Source organism: Bacillus cereus group sp. MYBK227-1 (genome assembly GCF_051916325.1).
Taxonomy (GTDB): domain Bacteria; phylum Bacillota; class Bacilli; order Bacillales; family Bacillaceae_G; genus Bacillus_A; species Bacillus_A cereus.
This window is the reverse complement of record NZ_JBQAGK010000003.1, coordinates 703,783-723,286: the sequence shown is the minus strand read 5'-3', so window position 1 is coordinate 723,286 and position 19,504 is coordinate 703,783. Positions and strand designations below refer to the sequence as shown.

The following is a 19,504-nucleotide window of genomic DNA, read 5'->3' as shown; positions in this document are numbered from 1 at the left end:
TACACTACTCCCCATTTTCATAGAAAAACATCATTCTATTTACGAAAGCATCCTTTGCCGGTTCTTCATTCCCTGATACTTTTTCTACAGTCTCTTCTTTAGGTTTTTCATAACGATGATAGCTTTCATATTCTTCATTTATCCATAGTATAGCGAAATAAAACAAAATCGTACAACTTGTAAATAATAAAAATACTTTTATTCCATCAAAAGTTAATTTTAAAGCTCGGCGCATTGTAAATTCCTCCAAAATATAAGTTATTACAACATATGCCAAGCTTTCACCAATTTATACCTTATTCAAATAAAAAACCTCTTCCTAGATAAATAGGAAAAGGTTATTTTTCATCCGTTTCATTTTCTTGACAATTTTTACAAATCCCATGGAATGTTAAACGATGATCTTTCACCTTAAAGCTCCAGTCTCGTTCTACTTTCCTTTCCACTTCACCAAGTAAATCTTCTTGTATTTCTTGTACAGCACCACATTGTGTACAAATCAAATGATGGTGGAAACGCTGCGCACCTTCTTGGCGTAAGTCATAGCGTGAAACACCGTCTCCGAAGTTAATCTTATCGACAACTTTTAACTCAGATAATAGTTCTAAAGTTCGATAGACGGTTGCTAATCCGATCTCTGGCGACTTTTCTTTTACAAGGAGGTAAACATCTTCTGCGCTTAAATGATCTTCTTCATTTTCTAGCAGCACACGAACTGTTGCTTCACGTTGCGGTGTTAATTTGTAGCTCGCTGCATGTAATTGCTTCTTAATTCGTTCAATTCTTTCTTCCATTCGGTACTACTCCCTCCTCGCCACTCTTACACCATTATATCAGAAGAAGGGCTTCTGTCAAAAGAAAAAACAATAAAAACAAATTGATAATTATTCTCAAAAAGTATTTATTTTTTATTAATAGCCTCAACGACTTCTTTCATTAAAACTGGTGATGCGTAAGCCTCCACACTAGAAGCAAGTGCTAACACCACTCCAATTACGAGAAAGAAGCATGTATAACGGATTAATAATGGTAATAGTGGCTCGGTTATTTTTCTAATAAATTGATGCCTAATCATCCGTAAAGAAAAACTTGCAGCAATGGTTGTCATAACGAGAAAGACTGGAATGATAATTAAATTTTGTGGCAAAACAGATACAAATGCTAATAATAGTCCATTCCATCCATGCTGACTTACTAAAAAACCAACTGTAAATCCAACGACAACTCCTTTTACAAATAATAAAATAAAAATAAGTGGTAATCCAATAATTGAAATTCCTAAAATCCAAATAAATCCGATGTATTTTAATTGCGAAAAGTAACTTTCTCGAAACATTTCGCCCGCAATGGCAAATTCTCCTTTAGAGACTTGTCCAAAAAAACGTTGTAAATAAAATGATAAATCTTGTTTTTGATTGATTTGTAAACTATTCACGAGAATGGCTCCGAATATTACTCCCATCAATAATAAAACAGCGTTAAATATATATAATGAAGAGTTTTCCTGTATGTGAGACATTACACGGTCTTGCCAATTTTTTCGCCACATTTTTCTTCCCTCCGTTCACACTCTTATTAAAAATGTATGAAAGAAAGAAAAAAGTATGACGAATTAACATTGAAATTCCGCTCTACTTTGCTAAACTAAAAAGTAGAGAATAGGAGGGATTTCTCTTGAAACCATTATTATTAGATTTTCCAACATTATTTCAAACTGAACGCTTGCAAGTTCGTAAACCATTTCCAGGTGATGGTGCAGAAGTATATGAAGCAATCCAAGCTTCTCTAGAAGACTTAGTACCGTGGATACCAATTAACGCTGAAACAGAAGAGAGTGCTGAAGAAATTGTTCGCGAAGCTCACGGACAGTTTTTACTTCGTGAAACACTTGATTTTCACTTATACGATAAAGTATCTGGTACATTCATCGGAGCAATTACACTAAAGCCTGAAAACTGGGATATTCCAAAGTTTTCACTTCACTTCTGGCTACATAGTGCCTATACAAAACAAGGCTATATGACCGAAGCTGTTAAAGGTGCAATTCAGTTCGCCTTTGATAAACTAGGCGCTAGAAGAATTGAAATTCGTACTGATGCAACAAATATAAATGCATGTAGCTTAGCAGAACGTCTAGAATTCATTCTAGAAGGGACAATGGAAAATGACTTCCTAGCACCAGATGGTAGCTTACGTGATGCACGTGTATATGCAAAAATCAATTAAAAAACACTCGCCTTTGGCGAGTGTTTATTTTTGTAGTTGTAAATATTGTACTGCAAACATCGTCTTCGCATCATGAATACGAAGATCTTTCATAAGAGTAATCGCTTCTTCTAACGATACTTCCATTAATTCCACAAACTCATCTTCATCTAACTCAGCTTTATTTTCTTTTCTTGTCAAACCTGTCGCTTTATATACATATAAAATTTCATCTGCGAATCCTGGAGATGTATAGAAAGAAGTAATGAGCTCCATATTTTCACATACATATCCTGTTTCCTCTTCTAATTCACGAACTGCTGTTACCTCAGGTTTTTCACCAGGTTCTAACTTGCCAGCCGGAATTTCTATAATCGCCTTTTCAAGTGCTTTACGATACTGCTCAACAAGCACAATTTTCCCCTCATCAGTAATAGCAATAATAGCAACTGCACCAGGGTGATTTACAATTTCACGTTTACTCATTGCTCCATTTGGTAATACTACATCATCAACACGAACTTTTATAACTCTACCATCAAAAATTGGCTCAGTTTTTACTGTTCTTTCTGCAAGATTACTCATACTACTTCATCTCCCTGTTCTATTTCCTATTCTTTCCTCATACATTTTACCACATTGAAAGGAGCGTGATAGAAATGAAAGTTTATATTTTACCAAATCGCGTCACTTTAGTCGGAAAAGCATGGCAAATTCGCCATAAGCTAAAGCAATATAGCAAAGAGTATACAACTGTACAAGAGTGGATTATAGCAAATAAAGTGAAACATTAATCATGCTTTTACGGGCAGTTAATGCGAAGCGGAAAGTAAACGTTTGTCAACCTCTTTTCCCTCTCGTACAATAAAGGTAAGGAGGTTGACCTATGAAAAAACGTCAATTAGGAAACTCAGATTTGTTTGTTACAGAAATGGGCCTTGGCTGTATGTCTCTCGGTACATCTGAAACAGAAGCTATGCATATTATCGATGAAGCGATCGATTTAGGAATTAATTTTTTTGATACAGCAGATTTATATGATTACGGATTAAATGAAGAATTTGTTGGAAAAGCCTTGAAGGGAAGAAGAGACCAAATTGTACTTACAACGAAGGTTGGAAATCGTTGGACAGAAGAAAAAAATGGCTGGTCTTGGGATCCTTCTAAAGCTTACATAAAGACTGAAGTAAAGGAAAGTTTACGTAGACTTCAAACTGATTATATTGACCTTTACCAACTTCATGGCGGAACAATTGAAGATCCAATAGATGAAACAATTGAAGCTTTTGAAGAATTGAAAAAGGAAGGTATTATTCGCCATTACGGTATTTCTTCTATACGCCCAAATGTCGTTCGTGAATATGCAAAACGCTCAAACATCGTTAGTGTACTAATGGAATATAACCTTTTAAATCGTCGTCCAGAAGAATGGTTCCCCCTTCTAAATGAACACCAAATTAGCGTCATTGCCCGCGGGCCACTTGCAAAAGGAATTTTAACTGACAATAATGCAAGAAAGATAGAAAGAGTAAAGGAAAAGGATTATCTCTCTTATTCTTACGATGAATTACATGCAACTCTAGCAAGTGTAAAAGAAATGATTGGAGAACGCTCTTTAACAGGAACAGCTATTCAATATTGCTTACATAATAAGACCGTTGCAGCTGTTATACCTGGTGCAAGCTCTCTTCAACAATTACAGGAAAATATACGAGCTAGTCAACAGTTACCTTTAATGAAAGAAGAATATATACAACTTCAAAAGATTGTTAAATATGACACATATGCTTTGCATCGTTAAAAATATCGAATTACCGATAAAACAGAAGACTGTCTCCAGTATTAGGAGACAGTCTTTTTTATAACGTATCATATTTATCAGGATTCGTTCCTACATGTAAATCACGATTCAACGTGTTAATTTGACGTATCTCTTCTTCAGTTAGTGCAAAATCAGAAATAGTAAAGTTTTCTTTAATACGAGATGGTGTAACAGATTTAGGAATTGTAACAATCCCGCTTTGAATATCCCACCTTAATATAACTTGTGCAGGTGTTTTTTCATATTTGTTAGCAATAGCCTGAATGATTGGATGCTGGAATACTTCTCCGCCCCTCATTAACGGACTCCATGCTTCCATTTGAATTTGCTCATCTTGACAATAATTTCGCAACTCAAATTGCGTCAACATCGGATGAAGTTCCACTTGGTTTACCATCGGCTTCACTTTGCAATTTGGTAATAATAGTTCTAAATGATGTTTATGAAAATTAGAAACACCAATCGCACGCACTTTACCTTCTTCATACAATTTCTCTAAAGCTCGGTACGTATCAACATACTTCCCTCTTACCGGCCAATGTATTAAATATAAATCTACATAGTCCATTTGTAATTTTTTCAAACTCTTTTCAAACGCCTCGAGTGTCTCCTCATATCCTTGATCGTCGTTCCATACTTTTGTTGTAATAAATATATCTTCTCTTGGAATTCCTGATTCACGTACCGCCTCTCCGACACCGCTTTCATTTTCATATACAGTTGCTGTATCAATCGAACGGTATCCAACTTCTAACGCTGTTTTTACTGCTTGCTTTACTTCGTCTCCTTCTTTCGCTTTATATACGCCTAGACCAATCATCGGCATTTTCACGCCATTATGAAGTGTAGTTGTTGGAATATGCACAGTCGTCTCCCTTTCATTGTTACATTTTTTATAAGCCACAATTTTATTTCAACAAGATTCATCCCAAAAGTCAAAACATACGTACAGTTTACATAACACTTTTATATAGCTAAAAAATAGCGTGAACTCATTCATTCACGTTATTTTTTCTCCATTCTTTCGCTTTTTCATCCACATTGCGCACAAACTCATTTTTTCCTTCCGTATATAACGCGCCATCATATGTATACTTTTCGGCTAATTCTTTCTTTAAGGTTGCATATGCCTCTGCTTCTTCACAATGAGCCATCATATAATCACGAAATGCTAAATGCCTTACTATCTCTGGATTTCCTTTTTCAAACACGTGTAAATGATACGAGCGTTTTTCTTCAGTTCCATGAATAAAATATCGGCGTCTTGAAATACCATTTTCCCCTTTTACGATGTAACCAAGCTCTATAAATCGTTCATTCCACCCATCTACTCTTTCGATATTTTCTACTTCCATGATCATATCAATAATAGGTTTAGCTGCCAGTCCGGGAACTGACGTACTTCCAATATGATAAATTTTTACCGTTTCTGGCATCGCTGATTTTAATCTTTTAGCCTCCATTTGAAATTTTTCACTCCAATGGTTTTCATGTGGAACAACGACAATTTTTCTCATTCTAACTCCCCTTTTCTTACAAGCTCGTCAAAAAATGATCAGTGGTATTTCACTGATCATTTTTTTATTATTTAAAGTCTTTCCAAGTAAGGTTACTTTCACTTAGCAGTTCTTCAAATGATTTATTCTTTTCACGTTCTTTTTGTTCTTGGCGCTTTCTTTCCAGTTCAGCTGCCTCTTTTTCCTCTTCCCTCACTTGCAACTCTTTCTTCTTACTCTTTAATTGTTGCATGAGTGAATCATTTAATTGATCGCCTAATGTAAGTGTTTCTTTCTTTGGTTGATTCACTTGTGATTGTCTTTGCATTTGTCTTTGTTTCTTTTTCTTCATGCTACTCACCTTTTACTTTTTTCTCCATTATAGTAGATACACAATGAAATCGACAATAAAAAAGGGTCTTTACTCTATTATTCACTTTTTGTAAATATGTTAATTTTTCGAAAAGACTAAATTTTTATGTAGCTATAATCCTATGAATCTATTAAAATTATGTCGTATGATGTCAGATTATAAAAAGGAGAATTATATTATGTGGAAAAAAATTATTCCTGCCGTTGCTGTTTTAAGCACCATTACTTTTTCAAGCGTATTTGCCGCTCCCCCATCTCAGAATCCAGCTGAACAAAACCGCTACATAGACGTACAAATGCTTGGTATTAATGATCTCCATGGACAACTAGATACTGTTAAAAAAATCAATAATAAAGAAGCTGGTGGCGCTGATTACTTAGCTACTTATTTAAAAGAACATAAAAAACAAAACCCTAATACACTTCTCGTACATGCTGGTGATATCGTCGGAGCTAGTCCACCAGTTTCAGCATTATTACAAGATGAACCGACGATTGAATTTTTAAATGACTTAAAATTTGATGTCGGTACAATCGGGAACCATGAATTTGATGAAGGCATTGATGAAATGAAACGCCTCATTTACGGTGGATATCATGAAAAAACAGGAAATTTCAAAGGGGCTAACTTCCCCTATGTAGCTGCTAATTTCTATAACAAATCAACTGGCCGCTTATTTTTACCACCATTTACTGTAAAAATTGTAGATGGTGTTCCTGTAGGATTCATTGGGGTTGTTACAACTGATACACCAAATGTCGTTATGCCTACGATGCTTAACAATGTACAAATTACTGATGAAGTAGAAGCAATTAATAAATCAACACAACAATTAAAACGCCTCGGCGTTAAATCTATCGTCGTTCTTGCTCATGTCGGTGGAACAACCGATGAGTCTGGGGTAACAAATGGCGATCTTACTCGAATTGCAAATGAAACAGACCCAGAAGTTGATGTTATTTTCGGTGGACATAGTCATACGTATGTAAATGGTACAGTAAACAATAAACTAATTGTCCAAGCAAATTCATACGGAATGGCTTTCTCAGACGTCGATGTAACAATTGATCGTAAAACAAAGGATATTGTAAAGAAAAAAGCTGAAGTTGTTACAACGTATCATGAAGGTGTAGAACCTGATAAACAAGTAAAGAAAAAACTAGATCAATATAAAGAAAAAATCGCACCACTTGTAAATGAAGTGGTCGGAAAATCTACAGCACCTATCGACCGTAAACAAAATGATGCTGGTGAGTCCACTCTTGGAAATTTAGTTGCCGATGCTCAGCGTCAAACGATGCAAACTCAAATCTCCCTCATGAATCCTGGTGGCATTCGTAATGACTTAGATGCTGGTGATATTACGTGGGGTGAGTTATACGGCATTCAACCTTTTGGAAATCAATTGATTAAAGTAGATTTAACAGGTCAAGACATTCGCGATATTTTAAATCAGCAATGGCAAAAAGGAACAACAAGAATGCTTCAAATTTCAGGTATTCAATATACGTGGGATGCAAATAAACCAAACGGTGAAAAAGTTACAAATATACGTTTAACAAACGGAGAAGAATTATCTCCATCTACAACGTATAGCGTAGTTGCAAATGCCTTCTTAGCTTCTGGCGGTGATGGATTCGTATCATTTAAAAATGGTAAAAATGCAGAAACTGGGCCAAACGACTTTGAAGCGTTAGTCAATTACGTAAAACAATTAAAAGAACCAATTCAGCCAGTTATTGATGGAAGAATTCAAAAAGTAAATTAAGTGTTTCTCTAATAATAAATTTCATTTTTCACGTATAAAGGATTTGTACTGATCCTCTATTTTATACGTAATATACATCATAAAAAGGATACTCGTTCTTCTAATGAACATAGTATCCTTTTCTTTAGTTATCAAAATGTGATGTTTTGTCAACTTCATATTGCTGTAAAAATTGTTGCAACGCCTCTTCTACAAGTTTAGATTTTTGAATTCCTTTCGATTCTGATATAAGGTCCAATCTTGCTAATATTTCTGTATTAATAGAAAAAGTTCGTCTCTTTTTCTCTGTACTTTTACTCACAATTGGTGCAATTACTTCTTCTCTTTTTCTTAATAACTCATAAATGCTTTGTAATTGCTCATAAATTAATAATTGATAATCTGTTTTCTCATATTGAAGGGCGGTCGCTTCTTGGAGTTGTAAGTGACGTGGTTCTTCTCCATCTCCTACAAAAATACGTTTCTTCTGCTCTCCATCATATTCGTATCCAATCAATCTTAATTTCTTCGATAATGTATACGGGCTTATTTCAAGACGTTTTGCTATAATAGCGATGGATTCACGTCTATTTAAACCATCTATAATTTCTCCAATCGTCACAATTTCCCTCCTCCCGTGTTGAAATGACACTAGTATGGTATGTTACAATGATTTTCTAACAGTATATGCAAAATGAATAGCCTGTGCGATTCATACGATTTCACAAAAGGAGGTTTTCAATATGCTTTTTCGTAGCTACACCCCTCAGTTCTATAACGAAAACAAACAACTCATTCCTAATAGTATCGCTACGATAGAAAGCGTTATGATTAATAATCGAAAACAAACTCTCCTTATGCGTGGACAAAACGTAGAGCAACCTATTTTATTATGCTGTCACGGCGGACCTGGGATGGCACAAATCGGATTTATTCGCCATTTTCAAAAAGAATTAGAGAAGCAATTTATTGTTATTAATTGGGATCAGCGCGGAGCTGGTAAATCCTTTTCAATGAAAGATTTCGGAGCAAATTTCACAATCGAACAATTCGTTTCCGATGCAAAAGAAGTGATTCAATATGTACTTAAAAAGTTCAACAAACAAAAACTATTTCTCGCTGGTCATTCTTGGGGAAGTATTATTGGGCTTAACATAGCACATCAATATCCAAAGTATATCGAGGCTTACATCGGTATTGGGCAAATTGTACATATGAAACAAAATGAAGAATTGCTATATCAACATTTAATTCATTCTGCAAAAAAACATGATCATAAAAAAGCATTAGCTTCCCTTTTAAAATTAGGCAAACCACCATTTTTAGATACGAGACGTCTCATTATTCAAAGAAAGTGGCTTGGCACATTTGGAGGCGCAATCCAAAACGGATCTTCCTTTTCTTTCATACGAAAAGGTTTCTTTTCTCCCGAATATACGCTATTAGATTGGTTCAAGTTTCTCGCAGGAAATTTAAAATCTGGCATTTTATGGGAAGAAATGCTAACAATCGATTTCTTTTCTTCTATCTCAAGTTTATCTATTCCAGTTTATTTTTGTTCTGGTCGCTATGATTATCAAACTCCTTATGCACTCGTTCAGGAATATTGCGATATTATTGAAGCGCCTATAAAAAAGATGATTTGGTTCCCAAATTCAGCACATTCTCCTGATTTAGAAGAACCAGAATTATTCGCTAATTCTTTACAATCAATTAAACAAGAGCTAGCTTTTCAGCATTAGTAACAAAAGGCTCTTTTACATTTCATAGAAAACATTTTATAATAATATGTCGCAAGTATGTATAAACATAGCAAAATGTTTCATATTTACTTGTCTTAACAGAATAAAAATTTAGGGAGATTACATTTATTATGAACGCTGTACTCGTCGCAGTAGCAATTATGCTATTGCTTAGTTTGTTACGTGTCCAGGTCATTGTCGCCATCATTGTTGGAGCTTTAACAGGCGGACTTATCGGCGGACTCGGTATTTCAGAAACGATTAACACTTTTACAACTGGTCTTGGAAACAGTGCTCCAATCGCTTTAAGTTATGCAATGCTTGGTGGTTTCGCTATTTCCCTTTCCAAAACAGGACTTCCAGATGCTATGATTCAAACTGCATTAAAATGGATTGGCAATGAACAAGACACGAAAAAACAAGTTTATTCTAAAATACTTATTTTATTCATTATTTTAACGATGGCTTGTTTCTCACAAAATGTGATTCCTGTTCACATTGCTTTCATCCCCATCTTAATTCCAGCACTTTTAAAAGTATTAAATGAGCTGAAAGTGGATCGCAGACTTGTCACATGTATTATTACATTTGGATTGATTACTCCTTATATGTGGATCCCTGCAGGGTTCGGAAAAATTTATCATGACGTATTGCAAACCAACGCTGCGCAAAGCGGCCTTACATTTGATGTCACACTTATTCCAAAAGCAATGACTATTCCAGCAATCGGTATGATTATTGGATTATGTGTAGCGGTATTCATTACGTACCGAAAACCTCGTACGTATGAAACAGAACAAATTCATACTACCGAAAATGAAATCGTTCCCTATACAAAACGTAGCATTACTTTCGGGTTATTATCTATCATTGCTACATTAACTGTTCAATTAACAACAGAATCAATGATTTTCGGTGCTTTAGCAGGTATTATCGTCTTATCAGTTAGTGGCAGTCTACCACTTAAAGAAGCAGATGCGATATTAACAAGCGGAATGCGTATGATGTCCTTTATTGGCTTTGTTATGATTGCTGCCGCTGGATTCGGCGCTGTTCTTCGAAAAACAGGACATGTTGAATCTCTAGTGCAAACGAGTGCACATATAATCGGAAATAACAAACCACTCGCTGCATTTCTTATGCTCGTTATTGGACTTCTCGTTACGATGGGAATTGGTTCATCCTTTTCAACCATCCCTATCTTAACAACCATTTTTGTACCTCTTTGCATTCAGCTTGGATTTAGTCCAATGGCCACAATTGCAATTATCGGTACAGCCGGAGCACTAGGTGACGCAGGATCTCCAGCATCGGATAGTACCCTTGGACCAACATCCGGTTTAAATGCTGATGGTCAGCACCATCATATATGGGATACATGTGTACCCACTTTTCTACATTACAATATACCGTTACTTATATTTGGCTTTATTGCCGCAATTACATTATAAAAAGGTGCGTATAAAACGCACCTTTTACTTTTTTATTTTTCCTTTTAATTGTTGAAAAGCTACTTTTCCGTTATCTTTGACATAGCTTTCAATTGTCGGTAGTGATGAACCTATCCATTCACACTCTATACTCCCATTCGGTCCAACAATTTTTAATTTATCTGGTATATGTATATTTAGAAATCTCGCTGACCGAATTAACTCAATAGCAATCTGATCACTTGAGGCTACAATTCCATCTATATACGGATTGTTTTGCAATAATGTAATAAATTGTTTATTTGTATACCCTTGTACACATTCTTCTCGATAAGAGATTCCTTCATCCCAAACAGCGTCTAAAAACCCTGCTATATGATCTTCCATTTCTTCACTTCCTTCTCTCTCACCGAAATATGCAAGAAAGTGACACCCTTTCTCTTTTAATAAAGAAACAGCTCTCTGTCCACTTTCATAATAATTTACATGTGATTGTTGCTCATCGATCACAACAAACGGAAATGGAATTTCTCCTACACTTTTAAAAACTGCTCTCGTCAAAATAACACCTGCAATGTTATTTTGCTTCAGCATATGTATGTATCTATCTTTATTCTCTATATTACAAATAATGATTTGATAGCCTTCTTTATATGCTATTTCCTCAATACAATGTAGCAAAGTGATGTTTGATTGGTTACATAAATTATCTACAAGTAATGCAATTATCGTTGAACTCTCTTTAAATAGTGGCTTCGCTGCACTGTTTGGCCTATAACGTAATTCTTCAATTGCTTCCTTTACTTGTTTTACTGTGTCCTCATGAACGTATCCTTTTTCATTAATAACTCGTGAAACGGTTGCGACTGAAACACCTGCCAATTTTGCAACATCACGTATAGTTGCCACATCGTCACCCCTTAATATGGTAATAGATTACAATTTTACGGTAACCTAAATTACACTATCCGTCAAGATTAATAACTCACATTTCTGAAAATTGTTACATCATTTCACTAAACGATACTCCAACTTAATTTCATGTAAAATTGGGATATTATCATATCCCATACGTGGAATTTCTTTCTTTATTTTTCGTGCCTCCTCTACCGCATTCACATATAAATTAGTCATTACAAAATTACGTTTTTGGTAAAATCGTAACGCATTCATATTATCATTTGTTGTAATAAGCCAAACCTGTCTGCACCGTTCTTCTTCTGCAACTTGTAATACACAATCCACAAGTTTCGTCCCTATTCCTTTTCTTTCTTCAAAGCTATCTAGCGATACAATTTCGCATATATTTCCGGTCACTTCATACGTTATAATTCCGATTATTCTGTCATCTGAGAGCGCAACAAATCCTGGCAACTCTTCTAACTGATGTCCCTTACCACGTGAAACCATCAATGAACTTCCCCAGTTCTCACACATGAACATTCGGATTGTTTCTTTCATCGCTGGCGTAATTTTTTGTATATGCAGCATTTCCTATTTCTCCCCTTTTATATCATTGTGATACAATATAAGTGTATCACATGTAACGGTATTTGGAGGATGAGGTAAAGTATGAAACGTTTTTTTGCAGCATTGTTTACTATACTAGGTGCAATAACTGCCCTTGGGATTTTCTTTACAAATAAAGTGATGTACTTAAAGAAAAAAACAGAGGAAGAAGTACTCGAAAGAGAAACGAAAAAACATTTTCGTATAGAGGATTTTGATGCTCTTCATAAAGAAGAAATTCATATCCCTTCACAATTCGGATACGACCTTCACGGATATTACATTCCTGCTGGTCATTCCACCAATAAGTTTATGGTTTTTTGCCACGGTGTAACTGTAAATAAAATAAACTCTGTAAAATATGCAAACTTATTCTTAAAAAGGGGATATAACGTCCTCATTTACGATCATCGTCGTCATGGTAAAACTGGCGGAAAAACAACAAGCTATGGATACTATGAAAAACATGATTTAAAATCCGTAGTTGACTGGCTAAAAAACCGTTTTGGCACCAATATTACACTTGGTATTCATGGTGAATCTATGGGAGCTGCAACACTTCTTCAATACGCAGGACTTGTAGAAGATGGTGCTGATTTCTATATTGCAGATTGTCCTTTCTCTGATTTTCACGGACAATTACAGCACCGTTTAAAGGTTGAATTCCATTTACCAAAATGGCCTTTATTACCTTTAGCAAACGCATTTTTGAAAGTTCGTGACGGTTATACAATTCGTGAAGTTTCACCAATCGACTGTATAAAAAACATTAACAATCCCGTTCTCTTTATTCATAGTAAAGATGACGACTATATTTTAGCTGATATGACAAAAGCGTTATATGAAGCGAAAGAAAATAATAAGCAGCTTTATATTGCAGAACACGGTGCACACGCTTGCTCTTATAACGAAAATAAAGAAGAGTACGAAGCAGCCGTCGATCAATTTTTAAACACATATGTGAAAGAAACAAAAAACAGGCTTGCATAAGCCTGTTTTTTATTGCGCTAAAACGTCTGTAACTTGTTCCATATTTTCAGAAATCCATTGCATTGCATCATCTAACGTTGGGAATTCTGTCGTTTGAAATGTTACTTCATCTTGAAGTAACCAAACATCCTTTGCCTCTTGCCCTACACCTGCAATGGACCAATGTAACAAACTATATGGATGATTATCATTCAAAAATGATGCCCACGTGCGCTCATTTGCAATGTTTCGTAATGTATGTAATTGTTTATCCATCTCTCGTCACCTTACTCTAGTCAGTTATGAAAACTATTATAACACTCTCTTCTTTCTCAAACAAAGTGCTCTTTTTATATTGTCAAGCACTTCCCTTGATTATATGATGAAATTAAGCGTTTGGGAAGGAGGGATAACGTTGGCAAAAGTACAAATTAAAGTAAATGATAATGGCTCTTTTCGCGTTACAGGGGACGTGGAATTAGTCGACTCACAAGGGAATGTATTCCCAGCAAAACCGGCATTTTCTTTATGCCGTTGTGGTTTATCAAAAAATATGCCTTATTGCGACGCTTCGCATAAAGGTAAATTCGAGTCTGTTGTTAGAGCACCAGAGGCAGAATAATTTTACATGTGACATGCACATTTTTTTGTGCATGTTTTTTCTTTTTAGCAACTCCGTTATATCCCTTCTCCTTACAACATTTCTAATACTTTTATTTCCATTCCAGCCTGCATATATTTTCACACAATTCTTCACATTCGAATATTTTTTACTAGCCTTTTATTTTTTTTGTGCTATAATTTGAGCAAACAGCATCCTTCGGGGTCGGGTGAAATTCCCAACCGGCGGTGATGAAGTGAAAACTTCTAAGTCCGTGACCCGTTTTCAACTCGAAAACGGTGGATCTAGTGAAACTCTAGGGCCGACAGTATAGTCTGGATGGGAGAAGGATATGTTTCTAGTTTTTTATATAGTGAATACACTTTTATTTCAGTATGCATATTTTTAAAGATTCATTTTGATTCTTTATATATGTTTAATTTTCTATACTTATTTTTTATACTGAAATAAAAAGAGACAACTAGCGTTTAAAAATTCGATATTTTGCTAGGTTTTTTCCTTATGCAGAAATATCAATTATCGTTAGGTTTCTTTCCTATGCTTTCGTATTCAAACTATATTTCTAGAAATCACGTCTCCCAAACCCCAAGGATATTAAATCCTTGGGGTTTTTTGATTTTTTTAGGAGAGGTGAAGAAAATGACAGATCAAGAATATATGAGGATTGCCCTGCAGTTAGCAGAAGGGACATCAGGACAAACAAGTCCAAATCCTATGGTTGGTGCTGTTGTTGTAAAAGATGGAAACATCGTTGGTATGGGGGCTCATTTACGAGCTGGTGAAGAACACGCAGAAGTTCATGCCCTTCAAATGGCTGGTCAGAACGCCAAAGACGCTACCGTTTATGTAACACTGGAACCGTGTAGCCACTTTGGAAAAACACCACCTTGTTGTGAATTGCTCATCGAAAAAGGAGTTAAGCGTGTTGTAATTGCTACTCTCGATTGTAATCCGCTCGTTTCTGGTAACGGAAAAAGAAGATTAGAGGAAGCTAGAATTGAAGTAACGACCGGTGTTCTTGAAGCAGAAGCAGTTTTATTAAATCGCTACTTTTTTCACTACATGAAAACGAAGCGCCCTTTTGTAACAATCAAAACAGCGATGAGCTTAGATGGAAAAACAGCAACTGTAACTGGTGAAAGTAAGTGGATTACAGGTGAAGAAGCACGTGCTGATGTTCACCAATATCGCCATACACATGATGCAATTCTTGTTGGAGTGAATACAGTTATAGCTGATAATCCTCATTTAACAACAAGAATTCCAAATGGTGGGAAACATCCTATTCGCGTTGTTTTAGATACCCATTTACGAACGCCACCATCTTCTCATGTTATAACAGATGGTTTAGCACCGACATGGATTATTGTCGGTAAGGATGTAAAGGAAGAGAAGATATCTTCTTATGAATCTAAAAATATAGCTATATTCCAAATGGAAACGAAACATATAGAAATCGAGGACCTTCTTTCCTTTCTTGGAGAGAAACAAATTCTTTCTCTATTCGTTGAAGGTGGCCAATCGATTCATGCAAGTTTCTTAAAAACAAACAATTTTAATGAAATTGTAACCTATATAAGTCCGAAATTAATTGGTGGGAAAGATGCTCCTACTTTATTTGGAGGAAATGGTTTTTCAAAATTACAAAATGCGCTTTCCTTGAAAATTCAAGAGATGAAACAAATTGGTGATGATATAAAAATCGTTGCGAATGCCCGAAACGAGGTGACGAAATGTTTACAGGAATTGTAGAAGAATTAGGAACGATAGCAAACATGCAACAAAGCGGAGAAGCGATGAAATTAACGATTCATGCAAAAAAAATTTTATCAGATGTTCACTTAGGTGATAGTATCGCGGTTAACGGTATTTGCTTAACTGTAACAAGCTTTACAACTACTTCATTTACAGTTGATGCAATGCCTGAAACGATGCAGTCGACATCACTTCGCATGCTTAAACCGCACTCTAAAGTAAATTTAGAGCGCGCAATGGCTGCAAACGGACGATTCGGTGGACATTTCGTTTCAGGACATATTGATGGAATCGGAACGATTTTAAATAAAAAACAACATTACAATGCCGTCTATTACAAAATAGCAATTTCTGATGAACTACTGCGCTATTGTTTGCAGAAAGGGTCCATTGCTGTTGATGGAACGAGTTTAACGATATTTGATATAGACGAATCTTCCATAACGATTTCACTCATCCCGCACACAGTAAGCGAATCTGTCATTGGAGCAAAAAATGCCGGAGATATCGTAAACATTGAGTGTGACATGATTGGTAAATATATTGAACGCTTTATTACTAAACCTACAAAACGAGTAGGTTCAATGACCGAAAGCTTTTTACAAGAAAACGGATTTCTATAAGGGGGAAGCACAATGTTTCATCGTATTGAAGAAGCTCTAGAAGATTTAAAAAAAGGTAAAGTCGTTATCGTATGTGATGATGAAAACCGAGAAAATGAAGGCGATTTTATTGCTTTAGCAGAGTACATTACACCAGAAACAATTAATTTTATGATTACACATGGCCGTGGTCTCGTTTGTGTACCGATTACGGAAGGGTACGCAGAACGTCTACAATTAGAACCAATGGTATCTCATAATACAGATTCACATCATACTGCGTTTACAGTGAGCATTGACCATGTCTCTACAACAACAGGGATTAGCGCTCACGAACGTGCAACTACGATACAAGAATTGTTAAACCCCGCATCAAAAGGTGCTGATTTCAATCGACCTGGACATATCTTTCCATTAATTGCGAAAGAAGGCGGTGTCATGCGTCGTGCAGGTCATACAGAAGCTGCTGTTGATTTAGCAAAGCTATGCGGTGCCGAACCAGCTGGAGTTATTTGCGAGATTATAAATGAGGACGGCACGATGGCACGTGTACCTGATTTAATAGAATGCGCAAAACAATTTGATATAAAAATGATTACAATAGAAGATTTAATTGCTTACCGCCGCCATCATGAAACACTTGTGACGAGAGAAGTGGAAATTACATTACCTACAGATTTCGGTACTTTCCACGCAATTGGCTATTCTAACTCATTAGATACGAAAGAACATATCGCACTTGTAAAAGGTGATATTTCAACAGGTGAACCGGTACTTGTACGTGTTCATTCTGAATGCTTAACAGGAGATGTATTCGGTTCACATCGCTGCGATTGCGGACCACAACTCCATGCAGCACTTGCTCAAATTGAGCGTGAAGGAAAAGGTGTTCTTCTTTATATGAGGCAAGAAGGAAGAGGCATTGGGCTTCTTAATAAGCTTCGTGCTTATAAATTACAAGAAGAAGGATTCGATACTGTAGAAGCAAATGAAAAACTCGGCTTCCCTGCTGATCTTCGTGATTACGGTATCGGTGCTCAAATATTAAAAGATTTAGGTTTACAGAGTTTACGATTATTAACGAATAACCCAAGAAAAATTGCTGGCTTACAAGGTTACGATTTAGAAGTAGTCGAGCGTGTACCGTTGCAAATGCCAGCAAAAGAAGAGAATAAATCGTATTTACAAACGAAAGTAAACAAATTAGGACACTTACTAAACTTATAAATTAAAGGAGAGATTTATTATGGTATTCGAAGGTCATTTAGTTGGTACAGGATTAAAAGTTGGAGTTGTTGTTGGACGTTTTAACGAATTTATTACAAGTAAGTTACTTGGCGGCGCTTTAGACGGATTAAAGCGTCACGGTGTAGAGGAAAATGATATTGATGTTGCTTGGGTTCCTGGTGCATTTGAAATTCCTTTAATCGCTAAAAAGATGGCTAGTAGCGGAAAGTATGATGCTGTTATTACATTAGGTACTGTAATCCGAGGTGCTACAACTCACTACGATTACGTTTGTAATGAAGTAGCAAAAGGTGTTGCGTCTTTATCACTACAAATGGACATCCCAGTTATTTTCGGCGTATTAACGACAGAAACAATTGAACAAGCGATTGAACGCGCAGGTACGAAAGCTGGTAATAAAGGATATGAATCAGCTGTTGCTGCAATTGAAATGGCTCACTTATCAAAACAATGGGCATAAAAAAAGAGGCTGCGGCCTCTTTTTATTTTTTCACCTTTTTTTGTACATCTTTTATTAATTCATTCATCGTTTTTCCTTCTGTTTTTATATGAAGAGCTTGTGCCGTTCTCCATACATTCTCTCTTTTTTTCGCTTCTTCTATAATAGTAATTTCTTTTCTAACTTCCTTTAAATCTTTTCCTTCCGTTTTCAATCCAAAATGTTCAGCTTTCGTTCGAAAGTGTTGTTCGATTCTTTGTTGCATTTCTTTTTGTTCAGGATTTTCAGCAGCCTTAACTGGATCAGAACTTATTGCTTTTATTAAAATTAAACAAGTCATAATCGCTAATATGTATTTGTACATGTAAAATCCTCCAACCCAATATAAATTACATATTTACTATGTACAACTAGGGCTTGGAAAATTCGTCCACAAAAATTCTTTTTTTCGCTTAAAAACCAATAATATCAAGCGTTCACAACTATTTATTACATTTTATTTACAAAAAAAGCAAACCCTTTTACAAGTTTGCTTTTTCATCTATCTTATAATGCACATTCTTCAATCTCAAATCCTAAATCTGCAATCATACCCCAGTCCGCAGTCGGCTCTTGTCCAGCTGTCGTTAAGTAGTCCCCGACAAAAATAGAATTTGCTGCAAATAAACCGATTGGCTGTACAGAACGTAAATTGATTTCACGTCCTCCTGAAATACGAATTTCTTTTGTCGGGTTTACAAAACGCATCATTGCCAGTACTTTTAAACATTCTACTGGAGTTAACTCTTTTTGTCCTTCAAGAGGTGTCCCCTTTACAGCAACAAGGAAATTACAAGGGATAGAATCTGCATCTATACGTTGTAATTCAAATGCAATTTCAGCACGCTCTTCAATTGTTTCTCCCATGCCAAAAATCGCTCCCGAGCATGGGGAAATGCCCGCTTGTTTTGCTTTTTGAACTGTATCAACACGATCATCATACGTATGAGTTGAACAAATACTATCGTAATTATTTGCATGTGTATTTAAGTTGTGGTTATAACGATGCACGCCTGCTTCCGCTAAACGTCCTGCTTGATCTTCATTTAAGAAACCTAAACAACAACAAATCTTCAAGTCTGTCGTTTCACGAATTTCCTTAACTGCTCCAATTACGTGATTTACCTCTTTATCCGTCGGACGACGACCAGACGCTACAATACAATATGTACCTGCTTTACGGCGTATTGCTTCATGTGCCCCTTCTACAATCTTCTCCTGCGTTAACCATGCATATTTATCAATCGGTGCTTCTGAAATAATAGACTGTGAGCAATATCCACAATCTTCAGGACATAATCCAGATTTCGTATTAATAATCATATTCAATTTTACTTTCTTACCAAAGTGATGATGGCGAATAATGTAAGCCGCATTCATAATTTCTAAAACTTCGGTATCATCAGCTTCTAATATCGCTATTGCATCTTCTTTCGTAATCATCTTCTCTTCCACTACGTCGTATGCAAGTTTTTTCCAATCCCTTTTTGTTTGTACTTGTTTCAT

Annotated in this window: 25 protein-coding genes and 1 riboswitch; of the genes, 12 read left to right on the top strand and 13 right to left on the bottom strand. The window is 35.8% G+C overall.

Annotated features, from left to right (window positions below):
* Nucleotides 1-4: 4 nt before the first annotated feature.
* From ACTFRM_RS17110 to spoIIM, 3 genes are all read right to left on the bottom strand, one after another.
* Complete coding sequence (locus tag ACTFRM_RS17110; RefSeq protein WP_001250432.1) at nt 5-235, bottom strand: YqzK family protein; 231 nt, start codon at nt 233-235, stop codon at nt 5-7.
* Between the two features lie 103 nt (nt 236-338).
* Nucleotides 339-794, bottom strand: coding sequence for a ferric iron uptake transcriptional regulator (gene fur / locus ACTFRM_RS17105; protein ID WP_000392657.1), 456 nt, complete (start codon nt 792-794; stop codon nt 339-341).
* Nucleotides 795-901: 107 nt separating this feature from the next.
* Complete coding sequence (gene spoIIM / locus ACTFRM_RS17100; RefSeq protein WP_013142149.1) at nt 902-1,519, bottom strand: stage II sporulation protein M; 618 nt, start codon at nt 1,517-1,519, stop codon at nt 902-904.
* A 155-nt stretch (nt 1,520-1,674) separates the two neighbouring features.
* Between spoIIM and ACTFRM_RS17095 the strand changes: the two genes are divergently transcribed.
* Entirely contained in the window at nt 1,675-2,226 is a 552-nt protein-coding gene (locus ACTFRM_RS17095; protein ID WP_000803479.1) for a GNAT family N-acetyltransferase, read from the top strand.
* A gap of 24 nt (nt 2,227-2,250) precedes the next feature.
* Here ACTFRM_RS17095 and ACTFRM_RS17090 read toward each other — a convergent pair whose 3' ends face one another.
* A complete protein-coding gene (locus ACTFRM_RS17090) occupies nt 2,251-2,790 on the bottom strand; it encodes an NUDIX hydrolase (protein WP_000067042.1) in 540 nt (179 codons plus the stop codon).
* 74 nt (nt 2,791-2,864) lie between these two features.
* Here ACTFRM_RS17090 and mciZ point away from each other — a divergent pair, with 74 nt between their 5' ends.
* Nucleotides 2,865-2,999 carry a Z-ring formation inhibitor MciZ gene (gene mciZ / locus ACTFRM_RS17085; protein WP_139846712.1) on the top strand — a complete coding sequence of 45 codons (135 nt, stop codon included), beginning with the start codon at nt 2,865-2,867 and terminating at the stop codon, nt 2,997-2,999.
* 92 nt (nt 3,000-3,091) lie between these two features.
* A complete protein-coding gene (locus ACTFRM_RS17080; protein WP_173600446.1) occupies nt 3,092-4,006 on the top strand; it encodes an aldo/keto reductase in 915 nt (304 codons plus the stop codon).
* Between the two features lie 58 nt (nt 4,007-4,064).
* Here ACTFRM_RS17080 and ACTFRM_RS17075 read toward each other — a convergent pair whose 3' ends face one another.
* The 3 genes from ACTFRM_RS17075 to ACTFRM_RS17065 all read right to left on the bottom strand — a co-directional run bounded on the left by ACTFRM_RS17075 (nt 4,065) and on the right by ACTFRM_RS17065 (nt 5,875).
* On the bottom strand, nt 4,065-4,892 hold the full coding sequence (locus ACTFRM_RS17075) for an aldo/keto reductase (protein ID WP_000548005.1): 828 nt from the start codon (nt 4,890-4,892) through the stop codon (nt 4,065-4,067).
* A 127-nt stretch (nt 4,893-5,019) separates the two neighbouring features.
* On the bottom strand, nt 5,020-5,544 hold the full coding sequence (locus ACTFRM_RS17070; protein WP_001227190.1) for a GrpB family protein: 525 nt from the start codon (nt 5,542-5,544) through the stop codon (nt 5,020-5,022).
* 67 nt (nt 5,545-5,611) lie between these two features.
* Nucleotides 5,612-5,875: a YqkE family protein gene (locus tag ACTFRM_RS17065; protein ID WP_000727561.1), complete on the bottom strand. Its 264-nt coding sequence runs from the start codon at nt 5,873-5,875 to the stop codon at nt 5,612-5,614.
* Between the two features lie 199 nt (nt 5,876-6,074).
* Here ACTFRM_RS17065 and ACTFRM_RS17060 point away from each other — a divergent pair, with 199 nt between their 5' ends.
* Entirely contained in the window at nt 6,075-7,664 is a 1,590-nt protein-coding gene (locus ACTFRM_RS17060) for a bifunctional metallophosphatase/5'-nucleotidase (protein ID WP_173600447.1), read from the top strand.
* Nucleotides 7,665-7,788: 124 nt separating this feature from the next.
* Here ACTFRM_RS17060 and ACTFRM_RS17055 read toward each other — a convergent pair whose 3' ends face one another.
* Nucleotides 7,789-8,265, bottom strand: coding sequence for a ribbon-helix-helix domain-containing protein (locus tag ACTFRM_RS17055; protein ID WP_000151931.1), 477 nt, complete (start codon nt 8,263-8,265; stop codon nt 7,789-7,791).
* A 121-nt stretch (nt 8,266-8,386) separates the two neighbouring features.
* On the opposite strand from ACTFRM_RS17055, the gene ACTFRM_RS17050 reads away from it, so the two are divergent.
* A complete protein-coding gene (locus ACTFRM_RS17050) occupies nt 8,387-9,385 on the top strand; it encodes an alpha/beta fold hydrolase (protein ID WP_000898969.1) in 999 nt (332 codons plus the stop codon).
* A 131-nt stretch (nt 9,386-9,516) separates the two neighbouring features.
* A complete protein-coding gene (locus ACTFRM_RS17045) occupies nt 9,517-10,836 on the top strand; it encodes a Na+/H+ antiporter family protein (RefSeq protein WP_000994816.1) in 1,320 nt (439 codons plus the stop codon).
* A 24-nt stretch (nt 10,837-10,860) separates the two neighbouring features.
* Here ACTFRM_RS17045 and ACTFRM_RS17040 read toward each other — a convergent pair whose 3' ends face one another.
* Both ACTFRM_RS17040 and ACTFRM_RS17035 read right to left on the bottom strand, forming a co-directional pair.
* Nucleotides 10,861-11,724 carry a LacI family DNA-binding transcriptional regulator gene (locus tag ACTFRM_RS17040; RefSeq protein WP_173600448.1) on the bottom strand — a complete coding sequence of 288 codons (864 nt, stop codon included), beginning with the start codon at nt 11,722-11,724 and terminating at the stop codon, nt 10,861-10,863.
* 99 nt (nt 11,725-11,823) lie between these two features.
* Nucleotides 11,824-12,306, bottom strand: coding sequence for a GNAT family N-acetyltransferase (locus ACTFRM_RS17035; RefSeq protein WP_173600449.1), 483 nt, complete (start codon nt 12,304-12,306; stop codon nt 11,824-11,826).
* An 81-nt stretch (nt 12,307-12,387) separates the two neighbouring features.
* Between ACTFRM_RS17035 and ACTFRM_RS17030 the strand changes: the two genes are divergently transcribed.
* On the top strand, nt 12,388-13,314 hold the full coding sequence (locus ACTFRM_RS17030; protein WP_000819234.1) for an alpha/beta hydrolase: 927 nt from the start codon (nt 12,388-12,390) through the stop codon (nt 13,312-13,314).
* A 9-nt stretch (nt 13,315-13,323) separates the two neighbouring features.
* On the opposite strand, the gene ACTFRM_RS17025 is transcribed toward ACTFRM_RS17030, so the two are convergent.
* A complete protein-coding gene (locus ACTFRM_RS17025) occupies nt 13,324-13,569 on the bottom strand; it encodes a DUF2552 family protein (protein WP_000360793.1) in 246 nt (81 codons plus the stop codon).
* A gap of 139 nt (nt 13,570-13,708) precedes the next feature.
* Between ACTFRM_RS17025 and ACTFRM_RS17020 the strand changes: the two genes are divergently transcribed.
* From ACTFRM_RS17020 to ribH, 5 genes are all read left to right on the top strand, one after another.
* On the top strand, nt 13,709-13,915 hold the full coding sequence (locus ACTFRM_RS17020; protein ID WP_001151582.1) for a CDGSH iron-sulfur domain-containing protein: 207 nt from the start codon (nt 13,709-13,711) through the stop codon (nt 13,913-13,915).
* A gap of 190 nt (nt 13,916-14,105) precedes the next feature.
* Nucleotides 14,106-14,249, top strand: a riboswitch (FMN riboswitch).
* A 305-nt stretch (nt 14,250-14,554) separates the two neighbouring features.
* A complete protein-coding gene (ribD, locus tag ACTFRM_RS17015; RefSeq protein WP_000131986.1) occupies nt 14,555-15,667 on the top strand; it encodes a bifunctional diaminohydroxyphosphoribosylaminopyrimidine deaminase/5-amino-6-(5-phosphoribosylamino)uracil reductase RibD in 1,113 nt (370 codons plus the stop codon).
* A complete protein-coding gene (gene ribE / locus ACTFRM_RS17010) occupies nt 15,649-16,293 on the top strand; it encodes a riboflavin synthase subunit alpha (RefSeq protein ID WP_000493908.1) in 645 nt (214 codons plus the stop codon). The genes ribD and ribE overlap by 19 nt, the downstream gene beginning before the upstream one ends.
* Before the next feature lie 12 nt (nt 16,294-16,305).
* Nucleotides 16,306-17,499, top strand: a complete 1,194-nt coding sequence (gene ribBA, locus ACTFRM_RS17005; RefSeq protein ID WP_173600451.1) for a bifunctional 3,4-dihydroxy-2-butanone 4-phosphate synthase/GTP cyclohydrolase II — start codon at nt 16,306-16,308, stop codon at nt 17,497-17,499.
* A gap of 19 nt (nt 17,500-17,518) precedes the next feature.
* Complete coding sequence (gene ribH, locus ACTFRM_RS17000) at nt 17,519-17,980, top strand: 6,7-dimethyl-8-ribityllumazine synthase (RefSeq protein ID WP_000230895.1); 462 nt, start codon at nt 17,519-17,521, stop codon at nt 17,978-17,980.
* A 22-nt stretch (nt 17,981-18,002) separates the two neighbouring features.
* Here the strand turns inward: ribH and ACTFRM_RS16995 are convergent, their stop codons facing one another.
* Together ACTFRM_RS16995 and bioB are read right to left on the bottom strand one after the other, a co-directional pair.
* Complete coding sequence (locus tag ACTFRM_RS16995; protein WP_000280032.1) at nt 18,003-18,323, bottom strand: hypothetical protein; 321 nt, start codon at nt 18,321-18,323, stop codon at nt 18,003-18,005.
* 182 nt (nt 18,324-18,505) lie between these two features.
* Entirely contained in the window at nt 18,506-19,504 is a 999-nt protein-coding gene (gene bioB / locus ACTFRM_RS16990) for a biotin synthase (protein WP_000815856.1), read from the bottom strand.

Coding starts and splice junctions, on each gene's coding strand:
- ACTFRM_RS17110 (WP_001250432.1), bottom strand. CDS start 235: ATGCGCCGAGCTTTAAAATTAACTTTTGATGGAATAAAAGTATTTTTA.
- fur (WP_000392657.1), bottom strand. CDS start 794: ATGGAAGAAAGAATTGAACGAATTAAGAAGCAATTACATGCAGCGAGC.
- spoIIM (WP_013142149.1), bottom strand. CDS start 1,519: ATGTCTCACATACAGGAAAACTCTTCATTATATATATTTAACGCTGTT.
- ACTFRM_RS17090 (WP_000067042.1), bottom strand. CDS start 2,790: ATGAGTAATCTTGCAGAAAGAACAGTAAAAACTGAGCCAATTTTTGAT.
- mciZ (WP_139846712.1), top strand. CDS start 2,865: ATGAAAGTTTATATTTTACCAAATCGCGTCACTTTAGTCGGAAAAGCA.
- ACTFRM_RS17080 (WP_173600446.1), top strand. CDS start 3,092: ATGAAAAAACGTCAATTAGGAAACTCAGATTTGTTTGTTACAGAAATG.
- ACTFRM_RS17070 (WP_001227190.1), bottom strand. CDS start 5,544: ATGAGAAAAATTGTCGTTGTTCCACATGAAAACCATTGGAGTGAAAAA.
- ACTFRM_RS17065 (WP_000727561.1), bottom strand. CDS start 5,875: ATGAAGAAAAAGAAACAAAGACAAATGCAAAGACAATCACAAGTGAAT.
- ACTFRM_RS17060 (WP_173600447.1), top strand. CDS start 6,075: ATGTGGAAAAAAATTATTCCTGCCGTTGCTGTTTTAAGCACCATTACT.
- ACTFRM_RS17050 (WP_000898969.1), top strand. CDS start 8,387: ATGCTTTTTCGTAGCTACACCCCTCAGTTCTATAACGAAAACAAACAA.
- ACTFRM_RS17045 (WP_000994816.1), top strand. CDS start 9,517: ATGAACGCTGTACTCGTCGCAGTAGCAATTATGCTATTGCTTAGTTTG.
- ACTFRM_RS17035 (WP_173600449.1), bottom strand. CDS start 12,306: ATGCTGCATATACAAAAAATTACGCCAGCGATGAAAGAAACAATCCGA.
- ACTFRM_RS17030 (WP_000819234.1), top strand. CDS start 12,388: ATGAAACGTTTTTTTGCAGCATTGTTTACTATACTAGGTGCAATAACT.
- ACTFRM_RS17025 (WP_000360793.1), bottom strand. CDS start 13,569: ATGGATAAACAATTACATACATTACGAAACATTGCAAATGAGCGCACG.
- ribD (WP_000131986.1), top strand. CDS start 14,555: ATGACAGATCAAGAATATATGAGGATTGCCCTGCAGTTAGCAGAAGGG.
- ribE (WP_000493908.1), top strand. CDS start 15,649: ATGTTTACAGGAATTGTAGAAGAATTAGGAACGATAGCAAACATGCAA.
- ribBA (WP_173600451.1), top strand. CDS start 16,306: ATGTTTCATCGTATTGAAGAAGCTCTAGAAGATTTAAAAAAAGGTAAA.
- ribH (WP_000230895.1), top strand. CDS start 17,519: ATGGTATTCGAAGGTCATTTAGTTGGTACAGGATTAAAAGTTGGAGTT.
- ACTFRM_RS16995 (WP_000280032.1), bottom strand. CDS start 18,323: ATGTACAAATACATATTAGCGATTATGACTTGTTTAATTTTAATAAAA.
- bioB (WP_000815856.1), bottom strand. CDS start 19,504: ATGAAACAAGTACAAACAAAAAGGGATTGGAAAAAACTTGCATACGAC.